This window comes from Streptomyces sp. NPDC032822 (assembly GCF_055578825.1).
In genome coordinates this window covers 30,784-56,729 of sequence record NZ_JBVIOL010000014.1, presented here as the reverse complement: position 1 = coordinate 56,729, position 25,946 = coordinate 30,784, and the positions used below count along the sequence as shown (strand labels likewise).

The window sequence follows — 25,946 nt, the reverse complement described above, 5'->3', positions numbered from 1 at the left end:
CCGGGGTTCTCCGGTCTCCGCGGGGTGCGGTGAGGGGATGCCCTGACGTCGCGGCCGACCGCCCGTCGGCGGCCTGTCCGGGACGCCGCGGTGGTCGGGTGCGCGATTCTCTTGACACGCACTGTACTTCGTTAGTTAACTTCCTAACGAACGTCACGGTACTCGCCTGCCGTGCTCCGTCAGAGGCCCGTCCCGGGGCTTCCCTAGCACTTCCCCTGTCTCTTCCCGCCGGCACGGTTCGCCCACCGTCGCAGCCCCGCGCAACGACGAAAGAGGATCCGTGCAGGACGCTTCCCCCGCCGGCCCCGTGGTGGTCGGTATCGACGTGGGCGGCACCAAGACCCAGCTGCGCGCCTTCGCGGGCGAGCACTCCGTCGCCGATCACGTCCGCCCCAGCAGCGGCTGGCGGCCGCACGACCCGTTGGCCGCGGCCGGCTGGCTGGCCGCGCTGGTCGCCGAGGCGCTGCCGGTGGGCGCCCGGCCGTCCGCCGTCGCCGTGGGCGGGCACGCCTGCGAGACCCCCCGGCAGTGCGCCCAGATCCGCACCGCTCTGCAACTCCACTTCGACGCGCCCGCACTCGTCATGGGCGACGCCGAACTCCTCGTACCCGCCGCGGGTCTGCTGCGGGGCGTCGGCCTGGTGGCCGGCACCGGCTCGGTCGCGGTCGGCCGGCTCGACGACGGCGACCCCGTCCAGGTCGGCGGCTGGGGTGCGGCACTCGGTGACGAGGGCGGCGCGGCCGGCCTCGTCCGCGAGGCCGCACGGGCCGTGTGGGCGGCGCACGACCGCGGCGCGGAACCGGACGCCCTCGCCAAGGGCCTGATCACCGCGTTCGGTGTCGCCGAGGTTCCGGCGCTCGGGGCGGCGCTGGAGAGCGCGCAGGACATCTCCGCCGAGTGGGGCCGCCACGCACCCGTGGTGTTCGCCGCCGCGGAGGCCGGCTCCTCGCTAGCCCGCACGGTCATCACCGCGGGTGGCCGGTCGCTGGCCGCGCTCGTCGAACGGCTCGCCGCGCGTGGAGCCTTCGTCGACGACGTCGTGGTCGCGGGCAGTACCGTCCTCGCCCAGCCCGTCCTGTACGACGCCTTCGTGTCGTCGCTGGCCGAGCGGGTGCCGGGCGCCCGGCCGAGGCCCCTCGAAGTGCCGCCGGTCGAGGGCGCGGTGAGGATGGCCCGTTCACTCGTATGACATGTGGCGGACGTCGTGTCCTTCCCGATCCGACACGACTCGCCCGTAGATCTACGCTCGTACGGCCACGGACAGCGCGTTCGGCCCCCGCCTCACGCGCCGCCCCGCGAGCCGCCCCCGATCCGCACCACCCCTTCTCCGGCCGCAGGGCCGATGAACTCAAGAGATGAACTCGAGAGAGGCAGACGCATGCCGTCACCAGCCGGGCACCGCTCCCCTTCGTCGGTCCGTGGACACGCCGTGAACCGAAGGGGGTTCCTCAAGACGTCCCTGGGCGCCTCGGCCGGTGTGCTCGCCGCGCCCACCCTCGCCACCTGGCTGACCGCCACCGACGCGAAGGCGGCCACGGCCTTCGCCGCGTTCGTCGACGACTACAAGACCAACGTCATGACGAACCTGACGCCCGAGACCAACGCCGTGGTCCGGATCCTCGGCGGCTTCGCCAAGGTGTGGAAGACCGGCGACGCCTGGAACACCGGCACCCCGCTGCTGCCCGAGGTGCTGCGCGCCAACATGCGCTACTGCGCCCGGCTCACCTCCGCGCGCACGGAGGCGCAGGCCAAGGAGGCGTTCGTCTACGACCGCCAGCACCAGAGCTACGCGATGATCGCGGCCCTCGGCCCGCTGACCGACCTGTACAAGACCGGCGCCAAGGCGGTCACCTCGATCACCGAGGCCCCCGAGGGCACGCCCGCCACCACCATCAGCGACGCCGTCCCGGCCGGCGCCCCGGCCGGCTCCGCGATCGGCGCGGGCTCCTACGACTCGGCGCTCGGCCAGGTCGCCAAGCTGGTCGACACCGTGCGCGGCCCGTTCGCCTCCGGCAACCCCGGCAAGTACGCCTTCCAGTACCCGCGTCCGTGGCGCATGAACGAGCGCAGCGAGGTCGTCGACACGGGGGCGAAGGACGCGCTCGGCTACCCGGTGTACGACTCGGACGTGGTCGTCGTGACGCAGCTGCTGCGGCAGCGCAGCACCTCCCCGGTGGACGACGGCGGGTTCCCGAGCGGTCACACCAACGCCTTCCACCTGGCCGCCCTCGGCCTCGCGTACGCGGTGCCCGAGCGGTTCCAGGAGCTGGTGACCCGTGCCTTCGAACTGAGCCACACCCGGATCATGTCCGGCATGCACTCCACGGTCGACGTCCTCGGCGGCCGGACCATGGCCACCGCCCTGGCCGCCGCCACGCTGGCCGACCCGGCCAACGCCGACCTCAAGGCCGCGGCACGCGCCCAGGCACTGGCGTACTTCCAGGAGAAGACCGGCACGACGGCGGACACCCTGTACGCGTACGCCCACTCGGACGCCTCCGACGCGTACGCCGACCGGGACGCCAACGCGTGTGCGGTCAAGCCCCGGTTGACGTACGTGCTGACCCGGCGCGGGCGTGACGAGCCGCTGACCGTGCCGAAGGGCGCGGAGGTGCTGCTGGAGACCCGGCTGCCGTACCTGGACGCGGCACAGCGTCGCGCGGTGCTGCGGACGACCGCGCTGCCCGCGGGGTACGTCCTGCTGGACGGCTTCGAGCAGTGGGGGCGGCTCAACCTGTTCGCCGCGGCGGACGGTTACGGCTCCTTCGAGTCCGATGTGAGCGTCACGCTCGACGCGGCGGCCGGCGGCTTCAAGGCGGCCGACAGCTGGCGCAACGACATCGACGGCGACGGCGGTCTCACCAAGCGGGGCACCGGCACGCTGACCCTGACGGGCCACAACCGGTACACGGGCGGCACCGTGCTCAAGGACGGTGTGCTGGTCGCCGGTTCGGCGCACGCCCTCGGCCACGGCGAGGTCCGGGTGTCCGGCGGTACGCTCCGGCTGGGCAAGTCGCTCCAGGTCCACGGCACGTACACCCAGGAGTCCAGCACCCTGGAGGTCACACTGCGGTCGGGCCAGGAGCCGGTCCTCGAAGTGACGCGCCGGGCGGTCCTCGGCCGGGGCAGCAAGCTGTCGCTGCGTGTCGACCCGAAGAAGCCGCCGACCGCGGGCCGCACGGTCCGGGTCCTCGGCGCCCCGGTGCTGCGCGGCCAGTTCGACCGCGTCGAGCTGAACTCCGACACGCTGCGGGCCGTACCCGTCTACACGGCGGAAGGTCTGTCGGTACGACTCCTGAAGCGGTAACACCCTCGGGGGCGGGAGCTGATGCAGAGTAGGCGCATGAGACGCCGCCGCATCGCTCCCGCCGCCGCCCGTCCGGTGTCGCCGCGGGGCGGACGATGACGCACGAACGGCACTCGGTCCTGGCACCGGCCCCGCTGCCCGAGGTTCCCGACACCCCGGCGCCGAGGCGTCCCTGGCTCCGCCGCCGGCTGGTGCCCCTGCTCGTGGCGGTGCTGCTCGCCCAGATGGCCGCCGTCATGGTGACCACCGCCGTCCAGCAGACCCCGACCATCGACGAGCCGGTCTACGTGGGGACGGCCGCCGACTACCTCCACACACACCAAGTGCGCCACAACCCCGAGCACCCGCCGCTCGGGAAGCTGGTGATCGCCGTCGGCGTGGCGCTGGCCGACCCGAAGGTCGACCCGTCCTTCACCGGTGGCCAGAGCCTCCTCGGGCAGCACCTGTTGTACGAGTCCGGCAACGACCCCTGGCGGCTGATGCTGTGGGCGCGCCTCCCGGTGATCGCGCTGACCCTGCTGTTCGGGCTGGTCGTCTTCACCTTCGCCCGTGAACTGACCGGCCCGGCGGGCGGGTTGGTGGCGCTTGCCCTCTACGCCTTCTCCCCCGACGTCATCGCCCACGGCTCGCTGGCCACGCTGGACGTGCCGATGGCCGGGTTCCTGCTGACGTCGGTCTGGCTGCTGTGGCGGGCACGCGTGCGGCCCCGGCTGTGTCTGCCGCTCGCCGGAGTCGCCCTCGGGGCCGCCCTCGCCACGAAGATGAGCGCGCTGGCGGTACTCCCGGTGCTGCTGGTGCTCGCCGCCGTGTCGGTGTGGTGCGCGGGCGCGGGCACGCCGGACCGGCGGGCGCGCCTGCTCCGGGCGGCCGGGGGAGCCCTCGTGGTGGCGCTGGTCGCGGTGGCCGTCGTGTGGATGTCGTATCTGGCCGTCGATCCGCGGCTGCGCTGGTCGCCCGAGCAGTATGTGCCGGTCGTGCACGGGAAGCGGGGGCTGCTCGTGCGGCTGCTGCCCTTCCCGGAGGCGTACCGGGACGGGATGCGTATCCAGTTCGGCCTGGAGAACTACCCGTGGGAGGGCTTCCTGTTCGGCCGGGTGTACACCGGGTCCCTCTGGTACTACCTGCCGGTCGCCCTGCTGGTGAAGACCCCGCTCGGGATGCTGGCGCTGTGGGCGGCGGGCGCCGTCGTGGTGGTGTCGGTGCGACGGCTGCGTCCGGTGGCGCCCTACCTGCTGCTGCCGTCCGGGGTGCTGCTGGCGGCGGCCATGGAGGGGGCGCGGGACTTCGGCACCCGGTACGCGGTCTTCCTGCCGATGTTCCTCGCGGTGGCGGCGGGCTGTGTCCTGGCCTTACGGGGCCGGTGGGTGCCGGTGGTGACCGGGGCGCTGGTGCTGTTCGTCGCGTTCAGCTCGGTGCGGACGTTCCCCTACTATCTGCCGTACTCCAACGAGGCGTTCGGCGGGCCGTCCCAGACCCGGCTGCGGCTGCACGACTCCAACGTCGACTGGGGACAGGACCTCGGCCGGCTCGCCGACCGGCTGCGCGAGCGGTACCCGGGACAGCGGATCTGGCTCGTGTACAAGGGCAGCGGGGTGCCGTCCGCCTACGGCATCGACGCGTCCGATCCGCTCCGGGTGCCCGTGCGCGAGGTGCGCGGACTGCTGGTGGTGTCGGACTCCTCGGTCGCCAAGGCGAAGGGGCGGCTGGCCGAGTTGATCGACAGCGGTCGTCCGGTCGACCAGGTCGGTCATTCGATCACGATCTATCGCCGGTGATGTCCGTCCGACGGGGCGGTGTGCCGGAAGCCGTCGGCGCTCACATGCGCCATCACGCCACTGGCCACCCGGTAGCGGCCGTTGGGCACCTGCGTCGACCTGGTGATGTGCACGGCGAGGGGGCCCGCCCACTCGTACCCCTTGTGTTCGGCGTGCCGCATCAGAGTGTCGGTGAGCACCTGGCCGATCGGGGTGTCCCGGCGCGTCAGTTCGTCGTGCACGGAGTCGGCGAGTTCGACGTCGTAGGCGTTGGGGACCACGACACGGGTCTCGCTGCACACGACCGCGTTGCTGTCGCATGCGTGCCGCAGCGCGTCGAGCAGTTCGACCGGCCCCTTGTCGACGACCCGCGCCCACAGCGCCTCCCACCGGTTCTCCAGAGCCTGTTCCACCGTGCTGAGCGCGCTCATTCGCCTCTTCACCTGCCGCGGGATCGGGGTGCGCGTGCCGAACGTGAGAGTCGCCGTCGGCCGTGCCGAAAGGTTGCCGTGGGGGCGGGTTCCCGCCCTGCGCCCGGGTATCCGCGCCGATGACGCGCGGCGGGCCGGACCGTCGTCGCGGCCTGTCTGCTGGCCGGTCCTCGGGCTGGTGCGACAGCCCTGGTCACGACGGTGTGTGAGCTATGTTGAGGCACTGTGGAAGACAAAGGAGGCGCAGCCGTGCCATCGCCGCAGCAGGCGCGCGCCCAGGCATCCGCGATCACCTCGGGGAAGACCGCACCGGAGACGGAGGCCTCCCCGACTTCCCAGCTCAGGGGCCTGTTCGACCGGCCGCGACTGTCGCCCGGGCAGCGCCGCATCGCCCAGTACCTGATCGAGCACATCACCGAGGCGGCCTTCCTCTCCATCACCGATCTCGCCGAGCGGGTCGGCGTGAGCCAGCCGTCGGTGACCCGGTTCGCCGCGGCGGTGGGCTTCAGCGGTTACCCCGCGCTACGGGAGAAGCTCCAGTCGATCGCCCTCGGCGCCCTCGCCGGCGGTGCCCTCGCGGCGGAGGAGAACGGCAGCAACGAACTCCAGGCGGCGGTCGACGCCGAGATCGACAACCTGGAGAACCTGCGCCGCGACTTCGGTGACCCCGACCAACTGATCGATATCGGCCGCCAGTTGTCCCGCTCGACCCCGCTGACCCTGCTGGGCCTGCGCATCTCGGCGTCCCTGGCCGAGTACTTCGCCTACGCGGCCCGCCGCGTCCACCCGGACGTCCGGCTGGTGACGCGCGGCGGCAGCGTCGCCTACGACGCGCTGCTCCAGTCCCGCGAGGCGGGTGGCACCTGGGTGCTGGCCTTCTCGATGCCCCGGCACGCCCAGGAGACCCTGACCGCGGTACGGGTGGCGCGGAGCGCCGGGCTCAAGGTCGCGCTGATCACCGACCTGGCGCTCGGGCCGGTGGCCGACGAGGCGGACGTCGTCTTCGCCACCGGCACCGGGTCCCGCCTGGTCTTCGACTCCTACGCCGCGCCCGGCGTGATGGCCGCCGCGCTGTTGCAGGCCATGACGGACGCCGACCCGGAGCGCACCCAGGCCCGGCTGGAGGACTACGAGCAGATCTCCGACCAGCACCAGTTCTTCCTGCGGGACTGACTCCACCCCCTCCCCCACATCGGGACACAGGGGGATCATCCGTCCCAAACCCCGCATGAATGTTTTCATGCTCCTTGCAAACCGGACGGCATATATAAATACTGCTCACGGATCGCTCCCCCGGCCATTCCGGGACAGACGGTCCACCGCCGCATCCGCCCGCACAGAGACAACGGTCCGCCCATGCGCACGCCGCACCACACGCCGCGCGGGGACCGTCTGCCGTCGCGGGCTTCTGCACGGACACCCGGGGCCGCCGTCTCCTACCCGCGTCGGCGCCCGGGGTGTTCGGTCGGGCGCCGCCTGTGCGAGCGCCCGTGGCGGCCCCGGTCATCCCCTAGGCCGGGGCCGCCCCACCCCGTCGGACCACCCCGCACGACGCCGCACACCCGGGAGCGACGACCATGCCCCTGACGACCACGCGAACCGCCACACGGATCGACTCGGACTGGCCCTGCCAGGTCAAGTCCCCCGGCAGCTACGACTGGGAACGCTCGGCCGCCAAGTGGCTGCGCGAGCTGGTGCCCGCCCGCTACGCCAGCTACCCGGCCCTGATCCGCCACCCCGTGCTGCTCGCCCGGCACGCGCAGCTCCAGGTCCAGCAGGAGGTACGGGTCGCCCGCACCGCCCTGCAGACCGCGCGGGCCGATCTTCCCGGGCTCGGTCTGCCGGAGTCGGTCATCGAGCACACCATCAAGCTGTACGCGGCGGAGGTCATGCAGCTCCAGCACATCGCCCGCAGCGTGCGGGCGGTCACCCAGGCGCTGGTCGAACAGGGTCACGGACGCTGACCCGGCGCCTGTCCGAGGGGCGGGCACGGGGCCCGGGCGCCACCCGGCGCGGTGTCACCGATACGTGGGATCCGCCTCCACAAGACCGCGATCGAAACCTGCCGTGTGTGCGATGCTCAACGCGTGACGAGCGAGCCCTCCAGCCCCGCCGAGCCGGGTGCCGCGCCCGACATGGCAGCGCTGGCGAAAGTCGTTGCCCGGCAGCGTGCCCAGATGGACCGGCTGCGGGACCAGGCGGCCACGTCCGCCGTCCTGGAGCGGGCCAAGGGCGCACTGATGGCGCTGACGGGATGCACTTCGGAGGCCGCGGGCGGACAGCTGCGGAAGCGCGCCGAGGCCGCGAACCGCACGCTGCTGGAGGAGTGCCGGATCACCCTCGGTGACCTGGTTCCCTCGCCGTACCGTGCCGCACCGGGGGCCGGGTCCACCGGTTCCGGACCCACCGGGCGACTCGCCGGCTCCCCCGCGCCCGGCGTACCGGCCACCAGGGAGGCCCTCGCCACGGACCGCACCGACGCCGCGGACGGTACGGACGGCACCGGCGGCGTGGACGACGGCTTCGACACGCTCGGCCGCATCGGCGAGGCCCTGGTCCGGGTCGGCACCCCGCGGGATCTCGCCGGGTGCCTCCTTGAGCGTCTGGCGCCCGAGGTGGACGCCGACGCGGTCATGCTGTTCCGGCGCCTGCCCACCGGGGGGCTCGAACTCATCGGGCACGCCGGAATCGACGACGACCTGGCCGCCCAGTGGCACCAGGTGCCCCCGCTGGCCGGGATAGCGGCCCTGGACGCGCTTCGCACGCGCGAGCCGCGCTGGTTGGAGGACCTCGCCACGGACCGGGACCGGTACCTCCTCATCGGGGACCCGCCCGAACGCTGGCGTTCGCGTGCCTGGCTGCCCGTGCCGGCCGGGGACTCGACCGAGGTCTGCATCGGTGTGCTGCGTGGCCGCGCCGGGCCGTTCACCCCGCCGGTCCGTCGGCTCCTGCGGGCCGTCGCCCGGTTGTGCGCGGGCCGGCTGCGGGCGTTCGGCGCCCGGCGCGAGCAGTCCACCGACAGTGCCACCCAGGCGTTGTTCGACGCCCTGCCGGGCGCCGCGATGCTGCTCTCCCCGCTGACGGCCCCCTCGGGAGAGGTCGAGGACTACCGCATCGACGCGGTCACGGCGGACGCGGTCGACGTCGTCGGCCGTAGTGGCCGCGCACTGGTCGGCCGCCGCATCCTGGAGTCCTTCCCGGGCATGGCCGGCGAGGAGGTGTGGCAGGGATGCCTGCGCACGCTGTCGACGGGAGAGCCGTTCGAGGGGCAGCCGTTCGCCCACCAGGGGTTCGCCGACGGCACCGCGGAGCTCTCGACGTACTCGCTGCGCGCAGCACGACTGGGCGGCGATCTGGTCGTCGCCTGGATCCGGCAGGACTCCTCGGACCGGCAGGAACAGCGGCTGGCGGACGTCCAGCGGCTGGGCAACCTGGGCTGGGTGAACTGGAACCTGGTGACGTACGACGTCAACTGGTCGTCCCAGGTGTTCGACATCTTCGACCGGGACCCGGCTCTCGGCCCGGTGCCGCTGGCCGACCTCCCGCGCCTGGCGCTGTCCGAGGACGGGCCGACGCTGATCCGCTCCATCCGGGAACTGGTACGCGCCGGACGCCCCTTCGACATCCCGTTCCGGATCACCGCGGCGGGCGGGGTCCGGCATCTGCGGGCCGTCGCCGAGGCCGTGCTGGACGTCGACGGCACGGCCGTCGAGGTGCACGGCTTCGTGCAGGACCTCACCGCGCAGCGCAACGCCGAACTCGCCCTCGTGGAGAGCGAACAGGAAGTGCTGGCGCAGCACGGTGTGCTGCGCGCCGAACGGACCCTGGCCGCCCGGCTCCAGCACGCGCTGCTGCCGCTGCCCACCCGGCCCCAGCAGTTGGCGGGGCTGCGCGTCGAAGTGGCCTATCTGCCCGCCCAGTCGGGGATCCACGTCGGCGGCGACTGGTTCAGCGCCATCGAACTGCCCGACGGGGACGCCCTGTTCGTGGTCGGCGATGTCGCCGGGCACGGTATCGGTGCCGTCGCGACCATGGCGCAACTGCGCTTCACCGCCAAGGGCATGGTCATCACCGGCTCCTCGCTGACCGGCGCGCTGGCCCGTCTCAACACCCTGCTGCTGCACTCCCGCGACTCCCACGGCACCGCGACCATCGTCCTGGCCCGCTACAACGCCGCCGAGCGCCGACTGGTGTGGGCACAGGCGGGTCATCTGCCGCCGTTGCTGCTGCGGGCCGGCTCGGCGCGCTATCTGCCCCGCCCCCGCGGCATGCTGCTCGGGGCGAGCTCCTCGCCGGTCTACGAGGAGGCGGAGTGCCACCTGGAGCCCGGAGACCGCCTCATCCTGTACACGGACGGGGTGGTCGAGCGCCGGGCGGAGGGCATCGACTCGGGCCTCGCGCGGCTCGCCGAGGTGGTCGTCACCCGCGACACGGACGCGTCCGGCTCCCTGAACCGGCTGCTCGCCGGGATGCTGGAGGGCGAGCCGCTGGACGATGTCTGTGTGGTCGACATCCGGGTGCCCGACCGGGCGGAGTGACCGGCTCACTCGTCCCCGCGATGCCTCCAGTACCAGAACGCGCCCACGACCAGGGCCAGCAGGAACACGGTGGGCAGTACCAGGCCCGGGATACGGGAGCCGCTCATCGGCGTGGCCTTCGTTCGGGGCGGTGCGGGGTCCCTCGTACAGGGAGCTGCCCATGCTGACGGCAGCCGCTCCGGGGCCGCCGCGCACTTTCCCGACCCGTTGCGCTGTGTTCGAGCACCGGGGCGGAACGTCAGTCCACCGGGTGACCGGGTTCGATGGAGAGGGCCTCGCCCAGGCGCAGCAACGGACTGTCGCCCGTGCCCGGACGCTCGCCCCGGGCCACCGGATCGAGGACGAACCCGACATGGTCGCCCCCGTCGACGCTGCGCAGGACCGCGCCGACGAACCAGGCCGCCGCGTCCTCCAGGACGACCGCCCCGCCGTGCCCCTCCCGCAGGGTCAGGTGCCGGAACTTGTCCGTGGTGTCACCGGTCCGGCCCCCGAACAGCTCGGCCAGTTCATGCTGTTCGCGGGTGAGCAGATGCACGGCGAGGAAGCGGGCGTCCCGCGCGACGCGGCAGGTGCGGTTCACCTCGGACAGCCACACGACGAAGCGTGGCGGCCGGATGGAGCACTGCGAGGCGAACCCGACCAGACAGCCCGCCCGCTCCCCGTTCGCGGTGGCGGTCACCACGCACATGTCCGGGTCCAGCCGGTCGAAGAACGCGTCCATGTCCGCCATGCTCATGCCGCTTTCCGTTCGGTGGGTGTCACCGGCCGGGTACCCCGGTCCCAGCCGACCACGACACGGCCACCCCTGCCATCCGGGCCCGTGCCGGATCCATGGCCGACCCCTGCGGACCGGGGCCGGGCCCGCAGGGGCGGTTCCCGTTCATTCGCCGGTACGGGCCTCCAGGGCGAGTCGGGTGTCGTCGCCGTAGACGCCGGACTCGTCGCCGCGAATGCCGTACCAGACCTGGAAGCGGGCCACCGCCGCGGTCAGGGTGGCGTCGTAACTGCCGTTGGTGGAGCCGTCTTTGTAGACGTCCGGGATGCGCAGCAGCCGTTGCTGGAGGTCGGTCACCTCGGCGCCGGCGGCTCCTTCCCTGAGGGTGCCCGCGCCGTCGGGGTCGGCCGAGGGAGCGGAGGGGGGAGCGGCCGGGGCGGAAGCGGACGCGGACGGGACACTGGGCCGGGCCGAGTCGGCCTCGCTGCGGCCGGGCAGCAGGAAGGCGCAGCCGAAGCCGATCACGGCCGCCGCCGCGACGGCGCCCGCGAGGGTGGTACGGCGCAGGCCGTGCACCCGGCCGACGGGCGCGTCACTCCGTACCAGGTGGCCGCCGCCAGGCGCCGCGTGGCTGCCGTGCCGGGCCGGACGGGCCCCGTACCGGGCCGGTCGGGCGCGTCGCGGTGCCACCCGGCCGCTGTCGGTGACGGGCGGCAGTTCCTGTGTCTCCGGCTCGGGCGGTGGCAGCGGCACCACTTCGTAGTCGCCGTGGAGGTTCTCCGGACGGTCGCCGCTCAGCTCCCGGAACTCCCTGATCAGCTCCGCGAGGGCGTCCGTGTTCCGGGGGCGCAGTACACGCACCGGCTCCAGAGGCAGGTCGTCGGGCCGTTCGGGCGACGGCCCACGGTCGGTCGGTGTCGGCATTCAGCTCTCCTTCCGTCCCCTCCCCGGGGCCCTGCGGCTTTCCCCCGGGGAGTGATACGCGCCTGCCGCACGAGGAGTTCAGTTCCCCGGCATCGGTGATCGGCGCACCACGGCGAGGAACCGGTGCGGGGAGGTCTCCATCACGTCGGTACGGGGGCTTCTCGGCTCCGGGCGGCCGAACGTGGGCGACGGGTGTTCGTCAGGAACCGGCCGCCACCATGCACCCGCAGAGCACTCAGTACCCCCTGATCACTGCACTGAGTGCCATCGCTCCCGGTCGGGTGCTACTTTCCCGTCCATGAGCTCCAGCAGCGCGGCACCCCGTCCCGACCTGAAGGCAGGGACCGCCGCCGCGGCCTCGAAGCCGCCCATGCGGGACGCGCTGGTCGCGGCGGCCTTCCGGCTGTTCCTGGAGCGGGGTTACGAGCAGACCACCGTCGACGACATCGTGGCGCTGGCCGGGGTGGGCCGGCGGTCCTTCTTCCGCTACTTCCCCTCCAAGGAGGACGTGGTCTTCCCCGACCACGAGCGGTGCCTGACGGACATGACGGAGTTCCTGGCCGCCGGCGACGACGGGGACGAACCGGTGGGCCGGGTCTGCGACGCGGCCCGGCTGGTGCTCCGAATGTACGCCGAGAACCCGACGTTCTCCGTGCAGCGCTACCGCCTCACCAAGAAGGTGCCGGGGCTGCGAGCGTACGAGTTGTCGGTGGTGTGGCGTTACGAGCGGGCCCTCGCCGAGTACCTGCGGGGCCGCTTCGCCGGCCGGCGCGACGGGACCCTGCGGGCCGACGTCATCGCCGCCGCGGTCGTCGCGGCGCACAACAACGCGCTGCGCTCCTGGCTGCGTTCGGACGGGCGGGACGACGCGGGCACCACGGTCGACCACGCCCTCGGTTACGTGCGGTCCGCCTTCGGCGGCCCGCACGTGTCCCTCGTCGGCGGGCAGGGCGCCGAAGAGGTGGTGGTCGTGGTCGCCCGGCGCGAGGCGCCCCTGTGGCGGGTCGTCCAGGAGATCGAGACCACGCTCGGGCGCGACTGACCCAGATCAGGGGTACGCAGTGCCTTTACGCGTGGCACTGAGTGCCATACCCTGAGGGCGTGCACGGTGGCACGGCGACCGGGCACGTGCGTGCACGGTGACCCGCGCACGTCGGATTCCGTCCGAGCGCAGGGAGTTGACCAGCGTGTACCACCCCTCAGGAAGCGTCGATCGTCAGTCAGTCGGCTCCGCGACGGGGCTGCTGGAGCCCGGGAGTCCGCAGCGCCGGAGCGCGGACACGGACGCCGTCCTCTTCCAGCGCTGTACCTGGTGCGGCACCGCCATGTACCACCGGCTGCTCTGCCCGGTCTGCCAGGGCAGTGACCTGCGGACCGAACGCAGCGACGGCACCGGGACGGTCCGCCACTCCACGGTGGTGCACCGCAACACCCCCGCCGCCCGGAACGTGTCCCTGATCGAGATGGCCGAGGGCTTCGTCGTGCGCGGCCGGGTCATGGGACCGCTCATCGGCATCCACAGCGGGGACCGGGTCCGGTTGTCCACCGCGAAGGACCCGGTCCGGGGCGAGCCGGTCTTCCAACTGCTCGACGAGCCCTACCGCGCCTGGAACTGACGGAACGCCCACCCGACTCCCACCGGCGTCCGCGCCTCACCTCGACGGCCGTGTCACCGCGCGGCGCGCCGATGCCGGAGCTGACCCGGATCCGGGACGGCCGCCGACGGCACGCCTCGACCTCCGGTCCCGGTCGGCCCGCGCCGCCGTCGAAGGAGCAGAGGGCGGCTGCCCGGTAGGCGGGGCGTTCGGCGAGGGCCCGCGTGAACATCTGGGCGCGCCGGCCAGTGGCGGCGCGGTGGTGGGTGGATCGGCTCATGCACAGCCCCACCCCGCCGGCGGATCCGCGCACTCCTTCCGCCCCGGTCCCCGGTGGCCTGATCACGTCCTGCGCCGTCGGTCGACACTCCTTCACAGACAACCCACAGCCCGCCCCTTCCGTCCTCTGTGACGCGAGAGGCTCCCGGGACCAACGGGACGCCTGCGCCTGGTGTGTTGAGGAGGGGACCATTGATCCGTGCCCGGCGAATATGTGTGACCGCCGTGGCGGTGCTGGCGGCTCTGGCGGGATCGCCAGGACCGGCACAGGCCCAGCAGCCGTCCGAGACGAGACCGCCCGGGGCGAACGCCGACAACGGGCTGCCGCCCGGCTGGCGGGTCGTCGGGGAGGACGGGACGCGTGAGCTGCTCTGGCGTGCGCCGAAGCCCGTGCGGATGGGGGACGCGCGCGTCGAGTTCCATGCCGGGGGCCGGCTGCTCGGGGTGCCGACGGCCGGGAAGGACGGCCGGACGTTCCGGCTGGACCTCGACGAGGCCCGCTCCCCTCGGCTGACGGACCTTCAGGTACTGGCCGGTGGACGCCGGTTGGACGAGAGGGCGACCAGCGGGACCGCCCGGTCCCGCGCACAGGAGTCCCCGGCAGCCGCGCGGCTGCCGGCGAACGGCGTCGACCCCGGGAAGCCGGGTTCGTACCGCACGGTCACCGGCGAGTACACCCTGGATCCGGTGCGGCTGCCCGGGTTCGCCACCCCGATCGAGATGCGCGCCGAAGTGGTCGCCCCGCAGGGCGCCACCGGCAAGCGGCCGCTCGCGCTGTTCCTGCACGGCCGCCACCCGACCTGCTACAAGCCGGGCTCCGAGGACGACGTCACCGGTGACTGGCCCTGCCCGACCGGCCTGAAGTCCATCCCCAGCCACAAGGGCTACCTCAAGGACCAGAAGCTCCTGGCCTCCCAGGGCTATGTGACGGTGTCGATCTCGGCCAACGGCATCAACGCCCAGGACGCGGACGCCGAGGACGCCGGCGCACAGGCGCGTTCGTCGCTGGTACGGCAGCACCTGGCCCGCTGGGCCGACTGGTCCGCCCACCCGGACACCGCCCCGGCCGCCGTACGCAAGGCGCCGAAGGCGGACCTCTCCCGGGTCCTGCTCGTCGGCCACTCACGCGGCGGCGAGGGCGTGAACCGGGCGGCCATGGACAGCCTGTACCCGCCGCCCGCCGCCCAGGACGGCTATCGGGGCCCGGTGCGCTGGAAGATCCGCGGCACCGTGCTCGTCGGACCGACGATCTTCGGCCAGAATCCGGTCGCGGACGTGCCGTCGGTGACGATCCTGCCGGGCTGCGACGGCGACGTGTACGACCTCCAGGGCGAGGTGTACGTCGACGGGACCCGCGGCGTCAGCCGGGGCAACGCCCTGCACAGCGCCGTCTACATGGTCGGCGCCAACCACAACTACTTCAACAGCGAGTGGACCCCGGGCCAGGCCGAGGCGCCCGCCTGGGACGACTTCTGGGAGGACGAGGAACAGCCGGACCCGGTGTGCACCGCGAGCGCCCCGACCCGGCTGACCGCCGACCAGCAGCATCAGGCGGGTGCCACCTACGTAGCCGCCGCGGCCCGGCTGTTCGTGGCCGGCGACGACCGCGTGCGCCCGCTTCTCGACGGCTCCGGGAAGCGGGCCCCCTCGGCCGACCCGGCCCGGGTCCTCACCCACGCGGTCGGCGCCCGCCGGACGGCCGGTTTCGTCCCGGACGACGGCCCGGTGAAGGTGACCGGCGGCAGGCTGTGCGCGGCCGTCGACCCCGAGCCGGCCACGGCCTGTCTGAACCCCGAGACCCCGGGGCGGTCCCCGCACTTCGCGGGCTGGGACACGGAGAAGGAGACCGGCCGCAGCGCGATCGCGCTCCAGTGGTCGGCGCCGGGCACGGCGACGAAGGTCACCCCTTCCGCACCGCGCTCCCTCTCCGGCGCCAAGGACCTGACGCTGCGCGTGATGGTGCCGCCCAACACCACCGGCACCCGGCTCGACGTCTCCGTCACCGACACCTCCGGCCGCACGGCCACGCTCGGCCGGGTCCGCGTCGACGGGCTGCCCGGCACCGAACTCACCGCCTCGTACTGGGCCCAGGAGGTCCGCGTCCCGCTGGCCGCCGCCACCCGCGCCGGTCTCGACCTCAGGCATGTCAAGTCCCTGCGGCTGACGCCGCGTTCACCGTCAGGGCAGGCCTGGCTGATGGACGCCTGGGGCTGGACCCCCGGCACCCCGGCGGTCAGGGCGGCGGCGCTGCCGCGCGTCGACGTGGGCCGGCTCACCGTCAAGGAGGGCGACTCGGGCACCCGCACCTACCGCATCCCGGTGAAGGTGTCCGGCCACGGCAGCGGCCGGGTCCGGATCTACGTCCTCGACCCGGACACCGAGCGGCCCGAGAGCAGGGTGGTCACGGTGCGACCGGGCAGCCACGCCATCGACGTCCCGGTCGAGGTGAAGGGCGACACGAGCTACGGCTACGACGAGCAGCACGACCTCCTGGTCAAGGCCGTGCACGGCACGGTCGTCGGCGCGCACCGGGGCGGGGTCACCGCCGAGAACGACGACCCCGAGCCCGTCGTGACCCTGACGCCGGTCACCGACCGGGTGTCCGAGGGAGGGACGCTGACCTGGCGGATCTCGCTGGACGCGCCGACCGACGTGGAGATCTGGCAGCCGGTCCGGGTGCTCCCGGTCACCGAGGGCGCCGAGTTGTCCACCAAGGACGTGGACCCGCAGTGGCTGGCGGACTACTCCGGTGACTCGCCCGACCCGGAGCGGGCGCTGTCCCAGGCGAACCTGTGGGTGTGGACGGGCATCCCGGCAGGGGCCACGAGCGCCGACTTCATCGTGCCGACGGTACGGGACCAGGTGGCCGAGCCGACCGAGTCGACGAGCATCGCGCTCACCGACTTCGACGCCGAACCACTGCCCGGCGCCCCGGCGTTGACGGGCACGGTGCTGGACGCGCCGTAGTCCCTGACAGGTGCGGGGCACGGACCGGTCGCGGTCCGTGCCCCGCACCTGCGTCAGCCCGGACCCGTGTCAGCCCCTGCGTGCGTCAGCCCCTGCGGGTGTCAGAGCGTGACACGGATCCCGACCGTCCCGTCCAGGCCCCGGCGCAGCCGGCTGCCGAAGAGGGTGAGGCGGCCGGCGAGACCGTACTTGCGGGCCAGCAGCCGTCGGTAGCGGGCCGTGGTCTGCGGGTCGCAGATCTCGGCGGTGGCGGGCTTCTGGTCGCCGGTCGGATGGCCCCGCACATCACAGGGACCGACCAGGACGTCACCGCGGGCCCGGATCCGCTTCACCTTCCAGGCGTCGGCGACCGACCAGACCCCGAGCGCGTCACCGTCGCGCACCACCCACACCGGGGTGGCGACCGGGGTGCCGTTCTTCCGGTAGCTGGTGAGCAGCAGGTACTTGCCCGACGCGAGTCGCTCCAGCAACGTGTCGTCCATGTCGGGCAGTCTAGGCGGCCGCACCGGTCCCGACCGGGTCAGCGCAGCGCCGACGCCATCCGCCGTACCGCCTCCTCCAGGATCTCCGGCGATGTCGCCAGGTTCAGGCGTACGTGCCCCTGCCCGCCGGTGCCGAACGGGATCCCCGGGCTCAGTGCCACCCGGCCGCGGCGGAGGAAGGCGTCCGCCGGGTCGTCACCGAGGCCGAGCGCACGGCAGTCCAGCCAGGCGAGGTAGGTGGCCCGGCCGGGGCGGTAGGTGATCGCGGGCAGGTGCTCGGCGAGGAGGGCGGTGAGCAGACGCCGGTTGTCGTCGAGGGCGCCGAGCAGGGCGTCCAGCCAGGCGGTGCCGTCGCGCAGGGCGGCGGTGTGGGCGATGACGCCGAGGTGGCTCGGGCCGTGGCCGACCTCCTCGGGCAGCCGGGCGAGGTCGGCGGCGGAAGCCGGTCCCGCGACGGCGAGCCCGGCCTTCAGCCCGGCCAGGTTCCACCCCTTGGACGCCGACATGAGCGACAGCCCGCTGCCGCCGCCCGGCACGCTCAGATACGGCACGAACTCCGCGCCGGACGCGACGAGGGGCGCGTGGATCTCGTCGGCGACGACCCGCACGCCGTACCGGTCGGCGAGGGCGGCGACCTCGGTCAGTTCGTCGGCCGTGTGCACGGTCCCGGTCGGGTTGTGCGGGCTGCACAGCAGATACGCGGCCCGGCGACCGCCCGACACCGCCTGCCGGAAGGTGCCCTCCAGGATGCCGAGGTCGAGACGCCCCTCCGGCCCGAGCGGGGCCTCCACGACCCGGCGGTCCATGTGGTCGACGAACTGGAAGAACGGCGGGTACACGGGCGGGTTCACCACGACCGGGTCGCCCGGTCCGGTGACCAGTCTGATCATCTCGACCACACCGAGCATCACGTCCGGAACGATCGCGGTACGCTCCACCGCCAGTCCGCCCCAGCCCCACCGCTTGTCGGCGAAGGCGGCGAGCGCCTCGGCGTACGCGGTGCCCGCCGGGTAGCCGGTGTCACCGAGTGCGAGCGCGTCGGTCACCGCGCGCACGACCGGTCCGGCGAGGGGTACGTCCATCTCGGCGACCCACAGCGGAAGGACGTCCTCGGGGTAGGTCCGCCATTTCATGCTCGTACGACATCGCAGGCGGTCGAGGGTGAGTGCGCGCAGGGGATTCGGTTCACCGGACGATTCGTGCGGGATCCTGGTCATGGGGCACAAGATTAGGGGGCTGTGGTGTGACCGGGAATCGTGAGGACGGGGTGCCGGGGGCGCGTCCGGGGCGGGCCGGCGGGGTCGTGGAGATCGCCTGCGACGAGTCGGGTTCGGACGGCGAGAACCTCACCGCGGGGAACACCGACGTGTTCGCGCACGGGAGTGTGCGGCTGCCCGTGGCGACGGCCGCGGGGCATGTGCAGGAGGTCCGGGACCGGATCCGTTCGCCCGCGGAGGAGTACAAGGCGAACCATCTACTGCGGGAGAAGCACCGGGCCGTCCTGGAGTGGCTGCTCGCCCCCGCGGGCCCGCTGCACGGGCACGCGCACGTGCAGCTGACGGAGAAGACGTTCTTCGTGGTGGACCGGGTCGTCGACCTGCTGCTCGACGACGGGGCGGCCCAGGCGCTCGCGCTGTTCCGGGCGGGGCGGCGGGTCCTCGGGGAGCAGCGGTGGCGGGAGTTCCTCGCCGCGGCCAACCAGTTGTTGCGGGTCAGGAACGACGGGGCGCCCGAGGAGCCCGTCGACGCCTTCTTCCGGCAGGTCGACAGCGCGCGGCAGGCGTGTCCCGGTACGGCCGTGGCGGGCGTCCTCGGCGCACTCGCGGCCACCCGGCCGCGCGCCGCCTCCTACCGGGCGGCCGTCGCCGCCGGCCCCACGCTGGTCCCGGTGCTCAATCCGCTGCTGCCGTCCATCGTCGCGACGGCCGCCCACTGGAGTGCGGGCGGCCGTACCGTGCGGCTGGTGCACGACCGTCAGAACATGCTGACGCCGGAGCGCATCGCGTGGATCGAGGAGACCGCGCGGCGGGCCGGGACCGGCCTCGACGGGGTGCGGCTGGTGGTGGCGCGGGAGGATCCGCGGGTGCAGCTAGCCGACTTCCTCGCCGGGACCGCCCGCAGGATCGCCTCGGACGAGTTGAACGGACACGGCGACCGGGTGCTCACCGAGCTGCTGCGCCCCTATGTGGGGACCGCGTCCGTGTGGGGCGACGAGCTCAGTTGGTCCCGGCTCACGCCGGCACCGGACGGCTCGCCGCACGGCTCACCGGTCGACTCGGGTGCCGGATTCGCCGGTTGACGCAGGTGGACGCGGGTAGGGCGGGCCCGTCGGCCGCGCGGGGCGAGTAAAGATCACCCCTGTCGTGAACACCCCGCTCCTCGGCCACGTATGGAAGGTGGGCGCTCAACGACCGGAGGGCCCCGCGGTGTTGACGCCGCACATTCGGGTTCGGGAGCCATGCATGAGGCACGCACGACGACGGGTCGTCCGGCGAGTGACACGGCTGGCGGCCGTCGGCGGCCTCCTCCTGGGGGGCACGATGGTCACGCGGGCCATGGCGAGCGAGCCTCCAACCGCCTCCGCGGTCCCGCGGACGTACGCCCAGGAGGCCGCCGCCACGGGGACCGGTCTCGTCTCGCGGCTGGGCGGCTCCCGCACGGCGGGTACCTGGATCGACGCCGACGGCCGGCCGGTCGTGGCGGTCACCGACCAGCGGACAGCCGCCGAGGTCCGGGACGCGGGCGCCCGGGCGAAGGTCGTGTCGCACAGCATGAACGAGCTCAAGTCGGCGACGGCGACGCTGCGTTCGGCACCCCGGGTGCCCGGGACGGCCTGGGCGATGGACTACCGGACCAACCAGGTCGTGGTGCGCGGCGACAGCACCGTCTCGGCCGCCGACTGGTCCGAGATGACGCAGGTGGCGGGCGGCATCGGCAGCTTCGTCCGGATGGAACGCACCGAGGGCACGTTCACGCCCCGTCTGAACGGCGCGCTGCCGATCCTGTCGACCGCCGGACGCTGTTCGGCCGGCTTCAACGTGACCGACGGAAAAAGCGACTTCATCCTGACCGCCGGGCACTGCGGGCCCACCGGGTCCGTCTGGTTCGCGGACAACGGGGGCACCGAGCAGGTGGGAAAGACGGTCACCCAGAGCTTCCCGGGCAACGACTACTCCCTGGTGCAGTACGAGGAAGGCCGGGCGGGTGACGGCGCGGCCGTGGTGGCCATCGGCGACGGCAAGGGCGTACAGATCACCTCGTCGGCCGATCCGTCCGTGGGGCAGCGGGTGTTCCGCAGCGGCAGCACGAGCGGTCTGCGCGACGGACAGGTGACGGCGCTCAACGCGACGGTGAACTACCCCGAGGGCACCGTGACCGGTCTGATCGAGACGAACGTGTGCGCCGAACCCGGGGACAGCGGCGGTCCGATGTTCTCGGAAGGGGTCGCGCTGGGGGTGACCTCGGGCGGCAGCGGGGACTGCCAGTCGGGCGGTACGACGTTCTTCCAGCCGATCACGAAGGCGCTGGCCGACCTCGACCTCCAGCTGATCGTGGCGGCCCCGGCCGCGGGCGGCAGCGCCGCGCCGACGCCGTCGGCCGCGGCGACGCAGAGTTCGGCCGCGCCCGGTGCGGCCGCGCCGGGTGCGTCGGCTCCGGTGGCGGGCGGCACGGCGGGCGAGCCGCTGCTGTCCCGGTTGACGGACCGCAGGAACCTCGGTCCCGGTTTACTGGTGATCGCGGGCAGCCTGGTCGCGCTGGTGGCCACCCGGTACATCCGGGCGGAGCAGGACCGTAAGGCGTACCGGCGGTACTACTCGGCGACCTGGGGGTGACGGCCCGGGCCGGGTGCCGGAACCGGCACCCGGCCCGGCCGCGGGAAGGGAACGGGGGAAGCCGGGAGGCCGGGAGAGGTGGACGTCGGTCGAGGACGGCGGACGTCAGGGGTGGCGGTCGTCGAGGTGTGCGACGGCGGGCCTTCGAGGAGCGTCAGGCCGCTTCCGCCGGCTGCGGGGCCGCGGCGGCCCACTCCAGGACGAGCCGCCGGTATTCCTCGCGCTGCTCGCCGGTCAGTGTCCCGCCCGACCGGAGCCACAGGGCCCTGATCTCCTCGTTGACCTCGTCAGCCGAACGTTCGGTAGCGGGTTCAACACTGGTGGACATGATGTGAAGCATACGGCCGTGCACGTGAAGGCGATGTGAGTAATCACGAGCTAATCGGACATATCGGACCGTGTTACTGATCACGTCCATCTGTCAAGCCCCGCGCAGGAATTCAGGCCTGTGCCGCCCCCAGCACCAGCACCTGGATCGCCAGCACGGCGGCGCCGCGCGCCCAGTCGTGAAAGTCGGACACCTTGGTCTCCAGGTCGATCGGGTCGGCCAGCGGGTGCCGGTGGGCTCGGATGGTCTCCTCGACCGTCTTGCCCGCCACGTCCATCAGACCGACGCCCTCGCCCGCGAGGAGGATCTTGCGGGGCATGGCGAAGTTGGCGATCTGGGCGACGAGGGTGCCCAGTGCGCGGGCAGACTCGTCGATGACGCGGGCGGCCATGGGGTCCGCCGCGGCGGCGAGGGCGAGGATCTCCTCGTAGGTGTGGTCGCGGCCGGTGGCGGCCCGCACCTGGTAGCGGATGCTCGGGATGGTCAGCAGGGAGACGGCGCTGCCGCGTTCGCCCTCGGGGGTGAGGGGGCCGTTGGGGTTCACGATCCAGTGCCTCCCGAAGCCGCGGTCCTCCTCGACGTACGGCACCCGCCTGCCGCCCAGGACCAGGCCGTAGCCGATGCCGGCGCCGATGGTGAGAACGACGAACCGGTCGAGGCCTCGGCCGGCGCCGAACCACGTCTCGGCCTCCACCAGGGAGGCGACGTCGTTCTCGACGACGACCGGCAGTCCGGTGCGCTCCTCGACGAGCGCGGCCAGCGGGACCTCGCTCCACTGGAGGAACGGGGACTCCCCCACCACGGTCCGGTCCCGGACCAGGCCGCCGACACCGATGCCGACACCCGCGATCCGGGGGTGGCTACGGGCCATCTCGTCGGTCATCCCGGCCAGCAGGTCGGCGACCGCGGCCGGGTCGTGGGTGGTGAGCGGCCGGTCGTGGCGGGCGACGATGTCGCTGCGGAGGGTCGTGACGACGCCGTAGACCATGTCCTCGGTGATCTTGAATCCGAGGAAGGAGCGGGACTCGGCGACGACGTCGAGGGGCTGTGAGGGGCGCCCCTGGCGGACCTCCACCGGGACGCCCGCCTCGGGGACCTCGACCAGCAGGCCGGACTCGATGAGCGGTTTGGTCAGCCGGGTGAGGCTGCCGGCCGAGAGGTCGAGGCGGCGGGCGATGTCGGTGCGCGATAGCGGGCCGTGCACGAGCACCTCGATCGCCACCGAACGTTCGCCCTGGCTCAGGGGAAGCCAGCTGGCGGCATCTGCGGTCATGTCGGTCGGACCCCCCACAAAGATTTCTTTCGCCGTAAAACCAACATGACCACTCTACGACGTTCGGGGTGGCTCGGAAAAGATGTTTGCGCACCTCTTGACGCATGGATTCTTCCGCCACAAAAGTAAGTGCCGAGGATGAGCCGCCGCGGACAAGGGAGTCTCCCGATGACCATCGCCTCCAGTAGTCCCCCTTCGCGTCTGCCCCTGGGCGACGCGAAGGGGGCACGGACGAAGTCGAGGAAGGGCAGGCAGGGGGCCGGCGAGAGCCAGGGCGACGGGCGGCTGGCAGCGGTGTTCATCGCGCCCGCCCTGCTGGGCTTCGTGGTCTTCCTGCTCTGGCCCACCCTGCGGGGCATCTATCTGAGCTTCACCCGCTTCAACCTGCTCACCCCGGCGGAGTGGGTGGGCCTCGACAACTACGTGCGGATGGTCCACGACCCGATCTTCTGGGACTCCCTGACGATCACCGTCGAGTATGTGCTCATCAACATCGCCGTGCAGACGGTCTCCGCCCTCGCCATCGCCGTACTGCTCCAGCGGCTGACACAGTCCGCGGTGCTGCGCGGGATCGTGCTCACGCCGTATCTGATGTCGAACGTGGTCGCGGGCATCGTCTGGCTCTGGATCCTGGACACCCAGCTCGGTATCGGCAACGAGATCATCGCGGCGGTGGGGGCCGACCGGATCCCGTTCCTGGCGGACGAGACCTGGGCCATCCCGACGATCGCCCTGATCAACGTGTGGCGCCATGTCGGCTACACCGCGCTGCTGCTGTTCGCGGGACTCCAGGCCATCCCGGGTGACATGTACGAGGCCGCGCGGGTGGACGGCGCGAGCGAGTGGCGGATGTTCTGGCGGATCACGATGCCGCTGCTGCGGCCGGTCCTGGCGGTCGTGCTGATCATGACGGTGATCGGTTCGTTCCAGGTGTTCGACACGGTCGCCGTGACGACCGGCGGCGGGCCGGCGAACGCCACCAACGTGCTGCAGTTCTACATCTACGGTGCCGCCTTCGGCCGCTTCCAGTTCGGCTACGCCTCCGCGATGTCGGTGGCCCTGCTCGTGGTGCTCAGCGCGATCACCGTCCTCCAGTACCGGCTCACCCGAGCCGGTCAGACCGACCTCGGCTGAGCGGAAGGAGTCGCCATGTCCGCCGTGACCGTCCCGACGACATCGACACGCGTACGACCTCTCAGGCGCCGGCCCTCCCCCGGGCGGATCGTGGCCTGGGTGGCGATGGTCGCGATCGTGCTCGTCACCCTGCTGCCCTTCTACTGGATCCTGCGCACCGCGCTCTCCTCGAACGCGGGGCTCGCCGCCCATCCGGCCGACCCGCTCCCGGTCGACATCACCACCGGCGGATTCGAGCGGGCGCTCGGCCTGCAGTCCACCAAGGAGGCCATCGCCCAGGGCGGTGCGGGCGGCGGGCTGAAGTTCTGGCGCTATCTGCTCAACTCGGTGGTCGTCTCGACCCTGGTCACCGTCTGCCAGATCTTCTTCTCCGCGATGGCCGCCTACGCCTTCGCCCGGCTGCGCTGGCGCGGCCGGGACAAGGTCTTCGCGCTGTTCCTGGCCGGGCTGATGGTGCCGACCATCTTCACGCTGCTGCCGAACTTCGTGCTGATCAAGGAACTCGGCCTGGTGGACTCCCTGTTGGGGATCTCCCTGCCGACGATGTTCATGACGCCGTTCGCGGTGTTCTTCCTGAGGCAGTTCTTCATGAACATCCCGCGGGAGGTCGAGGAGGCCGCCCTGCTCGACGGTGCCGGGAAGGTGCGGATCTTCTTCCGGGTGCTGCTTCCGATGGCGTCCACACCGGTGCTGACCCTGGCCGTGCTGACGTACATCACGTCCTGGAACGACTACTTCTGGCCGCTGATGGTGTCCTACAGCGACAGCTCGCGGGTGCTGACCGTGGCACTGGCCGTCTTCCGGGCGCAGACCCCGCAGACCGGCACGGACTGGTCGGGCCTGATGGCGGCGACCCTCATCGCCGCCCTGCCGATGCTGGCGCTGTTCGGGCTCTTCGCGCGGCGCATCGTCAGCACCATCAGCTTCACCGGAATCAAGTAAGGGGCTGACATGCGGATTCGGCTGCACACGCGGATACGTCCGGCCGTGGCCGCGACCGGGGCGCTGGCACTCGCCCTGGTGAGCGGTTGCGCCCAGGGCGACGGCACGGGGGCGTCGGCGAACACGGTGACGTACTGGATGTGGGACGCCAGCCAGCAGCCCGCCTACCAGGCCTGCGCCAAGGACTTCGAGAAGCAGAACCCCGGCCTGAAGGTGAAGATCACCCAGATGGGCTGGGATGACTACTGGGCCAAGCTCACCGCGAGCCTCATCGCCGGCACCCAGCCGGACGTGTTCACCGACCACATCCAGCGGTTCGGTCAGTTCGCCGACCTGAAGGTCCTGGAACCCCTGGACGACCTGGGCATCGACGACGCCGCCTACCAGCCGGGCCTGGCCGCCAACTGGATGGGCCAGGACGGCCACCGCTACGGCTCCCCCAAGGACTGGGACACCGTGGCGCTCTTCTACAACCGGAAGATGGCGAAGGAGGCGGGCCTGACCGCCGACCAGCTGGGCGACCTGGCCTGGAACCCGAAGGACGGCGGCACCTTCGAGAAGGCCATCGCGCATCTGACCGTCGACGACAAGGGCCGGCGGGGTGACGAGCCCGGCTTCGACAAGAACAACGTCAAGGTGTACGGCCTCGCCTCCAACGGCGGCGGCGACGGCGACGGTCAGACCCAGTGGAGCAACTTCGCCGCCTCCGCGGGCTGGTCCTACACCGACCAGAAGCGGTGGGGCACGAAGTACCGGTACGACAGCAAGACCTTCCAGTCGGTCATCACGTGGTACTTCGGGCTGGCGAAGAAGGGCTACCTGGCCCCCTTCACCGACTACAACTCCCAGTCCAACCAGGCCAACACGCAGGTCGCCGCGGGCAAGGCGGCCACCGCCTTCGACGGGGCCTGGATGATCTCCTCCTACGACGGCTTCAAGGGGCTGGACATGGCCACCGCCGTCACCCCCGTCGGCCCGACCGGCAAGCGCGCCACGATGATGAACGGCCTCGCCGACTCGATCACCAAGGACGCCCACAACATGCCGGGCGCGAAGAAGTGGGTGCGGTACCTGGCCTCCGACGAGTGCCAGAAGACCGTGGGTGGTTACGGCATCGTCTTCCCGGCCACGCCCGACGGCACGAAGGCCGCGGTGGCGGCGTACGCGAAGAAGGGCATCGACGTGTCGGCGTTCACCGAACCGGTCGACGACAAGAAGGACTTCGCGACCTTCTCCTACCCGATCACCAACTACGCGGCCGACGTGTACGCGTTGATGCATCCGGCCATGCAGGACGTGTATGGGGGCGGCAAGTCCGTGGGCAGCCTCGACGCGACCAACGACCAGATCAATCTCATCCTCGACCAGTGACATCGACCGGTGACATCGACCGGTGACATCGAACAACGACATCGATCAATGGGGCGGTCCATGGGCCGCCCCA

General features: G+C 72.2%; 21 protein-coding genes. 14 read left to right on the top strand and 7 right to left on the bottom strand.

Going from position 1 to position 25,946, the window contains the following annotated elements:
- Window positions 1–280: 280 nt before the first annotated feature.
- From ACZ5VD_RS32240 to ACZ5VD_RS32230, 3 genes are all read left to right on the top strand, one after another.
- Entirely contained in the window at window positions 281–1,189 is a 909-nt protein-coding gene (locus ACZ5VD_RS32240) for an N-acetylglucosamine kinase (protein ID WP_468551454.1), read from the top strand.
- 189 nt (window positions 1,190–1,378) lie between these two features.
- Entirely contained in the window at window positions 1,379–3,307 is a 1,929-nt protein-coding gene (locus ACZ5VD_RS32235; RefSeq protein WP_468684224.1) for a phosphatase PAP2 family protein, read from the top strand.
- A 95-nt stretch (window positions 3,308–3,402) separates the two neighbouring features.
- Window positions 3,403–5,082 carry an ArnT family glycosyltransferase gene (locus tag ACZ5VD_RS32230; RefSeq protein WP_468684222.1) on the top strand — a complete coding sequence of 560 codons (1,680 nt, stop codon included), beginning with the start codon at window positions 3,403–3,405 and terminating at the stop codon, window positions 5,080–5,082.
- On the opposite strand, the gene ACZ5VD_RS32225 is transcribed toward ACZ5VD_RS32230, so the two are convergent.
- On the bottom strand, window positions 5,070–5,492 hold the full coding sequence (locus ACZ5VD_RS32225; RefSeq protein WP_468551451.1) for a DUF3662 domain-containing protein: 423 nt from the start codon (window positions 5,490–5,492) through the stop codon (window positions 5,070–5,072). The genes ACZ5VD_RS32230 and ACZ5VD_RS32225 overlap by 13 nt on opposite strands.
- Before the next feature lie 249 nt (window positions 5,493–5,741).
- Between ACZ5VD_RS32225 and ACZ5VD_RS32220 the strand changes: the two genes are divergently transcribed.
- The 3 genes from ACZ5VD_RS32220 (at window position 5,742) to ACZ5VD_RS32210 (ending at window position 10,030) form a co-directional block, all read left to right on the top strand.
- Window positions 5,742–6,665, top strand: coding sequence for a MurR/RpiR family transcriptional regulator (locus ACZ5VD_RS32220; protein WP_468551450.1), 924 nt, complete (start codon window positions 5,742–5,744; stop codon window positions 6,663–6,665).
- A gap of 404 nt (window positions 6,666–7,069) precedes the next feature.
- Window positions 7,070–7,456 (top strand): hypothetical protein, encoded by a 387-nt coding sequence (locus ACZ5VD_RS32215; protein ID WP_468551449.1) that lies wholly within the window; start codon window positions 7,070–7,072, stop codon window positions 7,454–7,456.
- Between the two features lie 171 nt (window positions 7,457–7,627).
- Window positions 7,628–10,030, top strand: a complete 2,403-nt coding sequence (locus ACZ5VD_RS32210) for a SpoIIE family protein phosphatase (RefSeq protein ID WP_468551612.1) — start codon at window positions 7,628–7,630, stop codon at window positions 10,028–10,030.
- Between the two features lie 238 nt (window positions 10,031–10,268).
- Here the strand turns inward: ACZ5VD_RS32210 and ACZ5VD_RS32205 are convergent, their stop codons facing one another.
- Both ACZ5VD_RS32205 and ACZ5VD_RS32200 read right to left on the bottom strand, forming a co-directional pair.
- Window positions 10,269–10,760: a flavin reductase family protein gene (locus ACZ5VD_RS32205; RefSeq protein ID WP_468551611.1), complete on the bottom strand. Its 492-nt coding sequence runs from the start codon at window positions 10,758–10,760 to the stop codon at window positions 10,269–10,271.
- A gap of 150 nt (window positions 10,761–10,910) precedes the next feature.
- A complete protein-coding gene (locus ACZ5VD_RS32200; RefSeq protein ID WP_468551448.1) occupies window positions 10,911–11,669 on the bottom strand; it encodes a peptidoglycan-binding domain-containing protein in 759 nt (252 codons plus the stop codon).
- A gap of 298 nt (window positions 11,670–11,967) precedes the next feature.
- Here ACZ5VD_RS32200 and ACZ5VD_RS32195 point away from each other — a divergent pair, with 298 nt between their 5' ends.
- From ACZ5VD_RS32195 to ACZ5VD_RS32185, 3 genes are all read left to right on the top strand, one after another.
- On the top strand, window positions 11,968–12,711 hold the full coding sequence (locus ACZ5VD_RS32195; RefSeq protein WP_468551447.1) for a TetR family transcriptional regulator: 744 nt from the start codon (window positions 11,968–11,970) through the stop codon (window positions 12,709–12,711).
- Window positions 12,712–12,856: 145 nt separating this feature from the next.
- Window positions 12,857–13,285: a Zn-ribbon domain-containing OB-fold protein gene (locus ACZ5VD_RS32190; protein ID WP_468551610.1), complete on the top strand. Its 429-nt coding sequence runs from the start codon at window positions 12,857–12,859 to the stop codon at window positions 13,283–13,285.
- 450 nt (window positions 13,286–13,735) lie between these two features.
- Window positions 13,736–16,510, top strand: coding sequence for an alpha/beta hydrolase (locus ACZ5VD_RS32185; RefSeq protein WP_468551446.1), 2,775 nt, complete (start codon window positions 13,736–13,738; stop codon window positions 16,508–16,510).
- Between the two features lie 101 nt (window positions 16,511–16,611).
- Here ACZ5VD_RS32185 and ACZ5VD_RS32180 read toward each other — a convergent pair whose 3' ends face one another.
- Together ACZ5VD_RS32180 and ACZ5VD_RS32175 are read right to left on the bottom strand one after the other, a co-directional pair.
- A complete protein-coding gene (locus ACZ5VD_RS32180; protein WP_468551445.1) occupies window positions 16,612–16,992 on the bottom strand; it encodes a PPOX class F420-dependent oxidoreductase in 381 nt (126 codons plus the stop codon).
- 38 nt (window positions 16,993–17,030) lie between these two features.
- Window positions 17,031–18,209, bottom strand: coding sequence for a MalY/PatB family protein (locus ACZ5VD_RS32175; protein WP_468551444.1), 1,179 nt, complete (start codon window positions 18,207–18,209; stop codon window positions 17,031–17,033).
- A gap of 26 nt (window positions 18,210–18,235) precedes the next feature.
- On the opposite strand from ACZ5VD_RS32175, the gene ACZ5VD_RS32170 reads away from it, so the two are divergent.
- On the top strand, window positions 18,236–19,291 hold the full coding sequence (locus ACZ5VD_RS32170) for a hypothetical protein (RefSeq protein ID WP_468684220.1): 1,056 nt from the start codon (window positions 18,236–18,238) through the stop codon (window positions 19,289–19,291).
- A 163-nt stretch (window positions 19,292–19,454) separates the two neighbouring features.
- Window positions 19,455–20,825, top strand: coding sequence for a S1 family peptidase (locus ACZ5VD_RS32165; RefSeq protein WP_468551442.1), 1,371 nt, complete (start codon window positions 19,455–19,457; stop codon window positions 20,823–20,825).
- A gap of 154 nt (window positions 20,826–20,979) precedes the next feature.
- Here ACZ5VD_RS32165 and ACZ5VD_RS32160 read toward each other — a convergent pair whose 3' ends face one another.
- Both ACZ5VD_RS32160 and ACZ5VD_RS32155 read right to left on the bottom strand, forming a co-directional pair.
- Window positions 20,980–21,165 (bottom strand): hypothetical protein, encoded by a 186-nt coding sequence (locus ACZ5VD_RS32160; protein WP_468551441.1) that lies wholly within the window; start codon window positions 21,163–21,165, stop codon window positions 20,980–20,982.
- Between the two features lie 100 nt (window positions 21,166–21,265).
- Window positions 21,266–22,426: an ROK family protein gene (locus ACZ5VD_RS32155; protein WP_468551440.1), complete on the bottom strand. Its 1,161-nt coding sequence runs from the start codon at window positions 22,424–22,426 to the stop codon at window positions 21,266–21,268.
- A 168-nt stretch (window positions 22,427–22,594) separates the two neighbouring features.
- Here ACZ5VD_RS32155 and ACZ5VD_RS32150 point away from each other — a divergent pair, with 168 nt between their 5' ends.
- From ACZ5VD_RS32150 to ACZ5VD_RS32140, 3 genes are read left to right on the top strand one after another with little or no spacing between them, the layout of a single operon-like run.
- Complete coding sequence (locus ACZ5VD_RS32150; RefSeq protein WP_468551439.1) at window positions 22,595–23,560, top strand: carbohydrate ABC transporter permease; 966 nt, start codon at window positions 22,595–22,597, stop codon at window positions 23,558–23,560.
- 15 nt (window positions 23,561–23,575) lie between these two features.
- On the top strand, window positions 23,576–24,502 hold the full coding sequence (locus ACZ5VD_RS32145) for a carbohydrate ABC transporter permease (protein ID WP_468551438.1): 927 nt from the start codon (window positions 23,576–23,578) through the stop codon (window positions 24,500–24,502).
- A gap of 9 nt (window positions 24,503–24,511) precedes the next feature.
- Window positions 24,512–25,873, top strand: a complete 1,362-nt coding sequence (locus ACZ5VD_RS32140) for an ABC transporter substrate-binding protein (RefSeq protein WP_468551437.1) — start codon at window positions 24,512–24,514, stop codon at window positions 25,871–25,873.
- Window positions 25,874–25,946 lie beyond the last annotated feature (73 nt).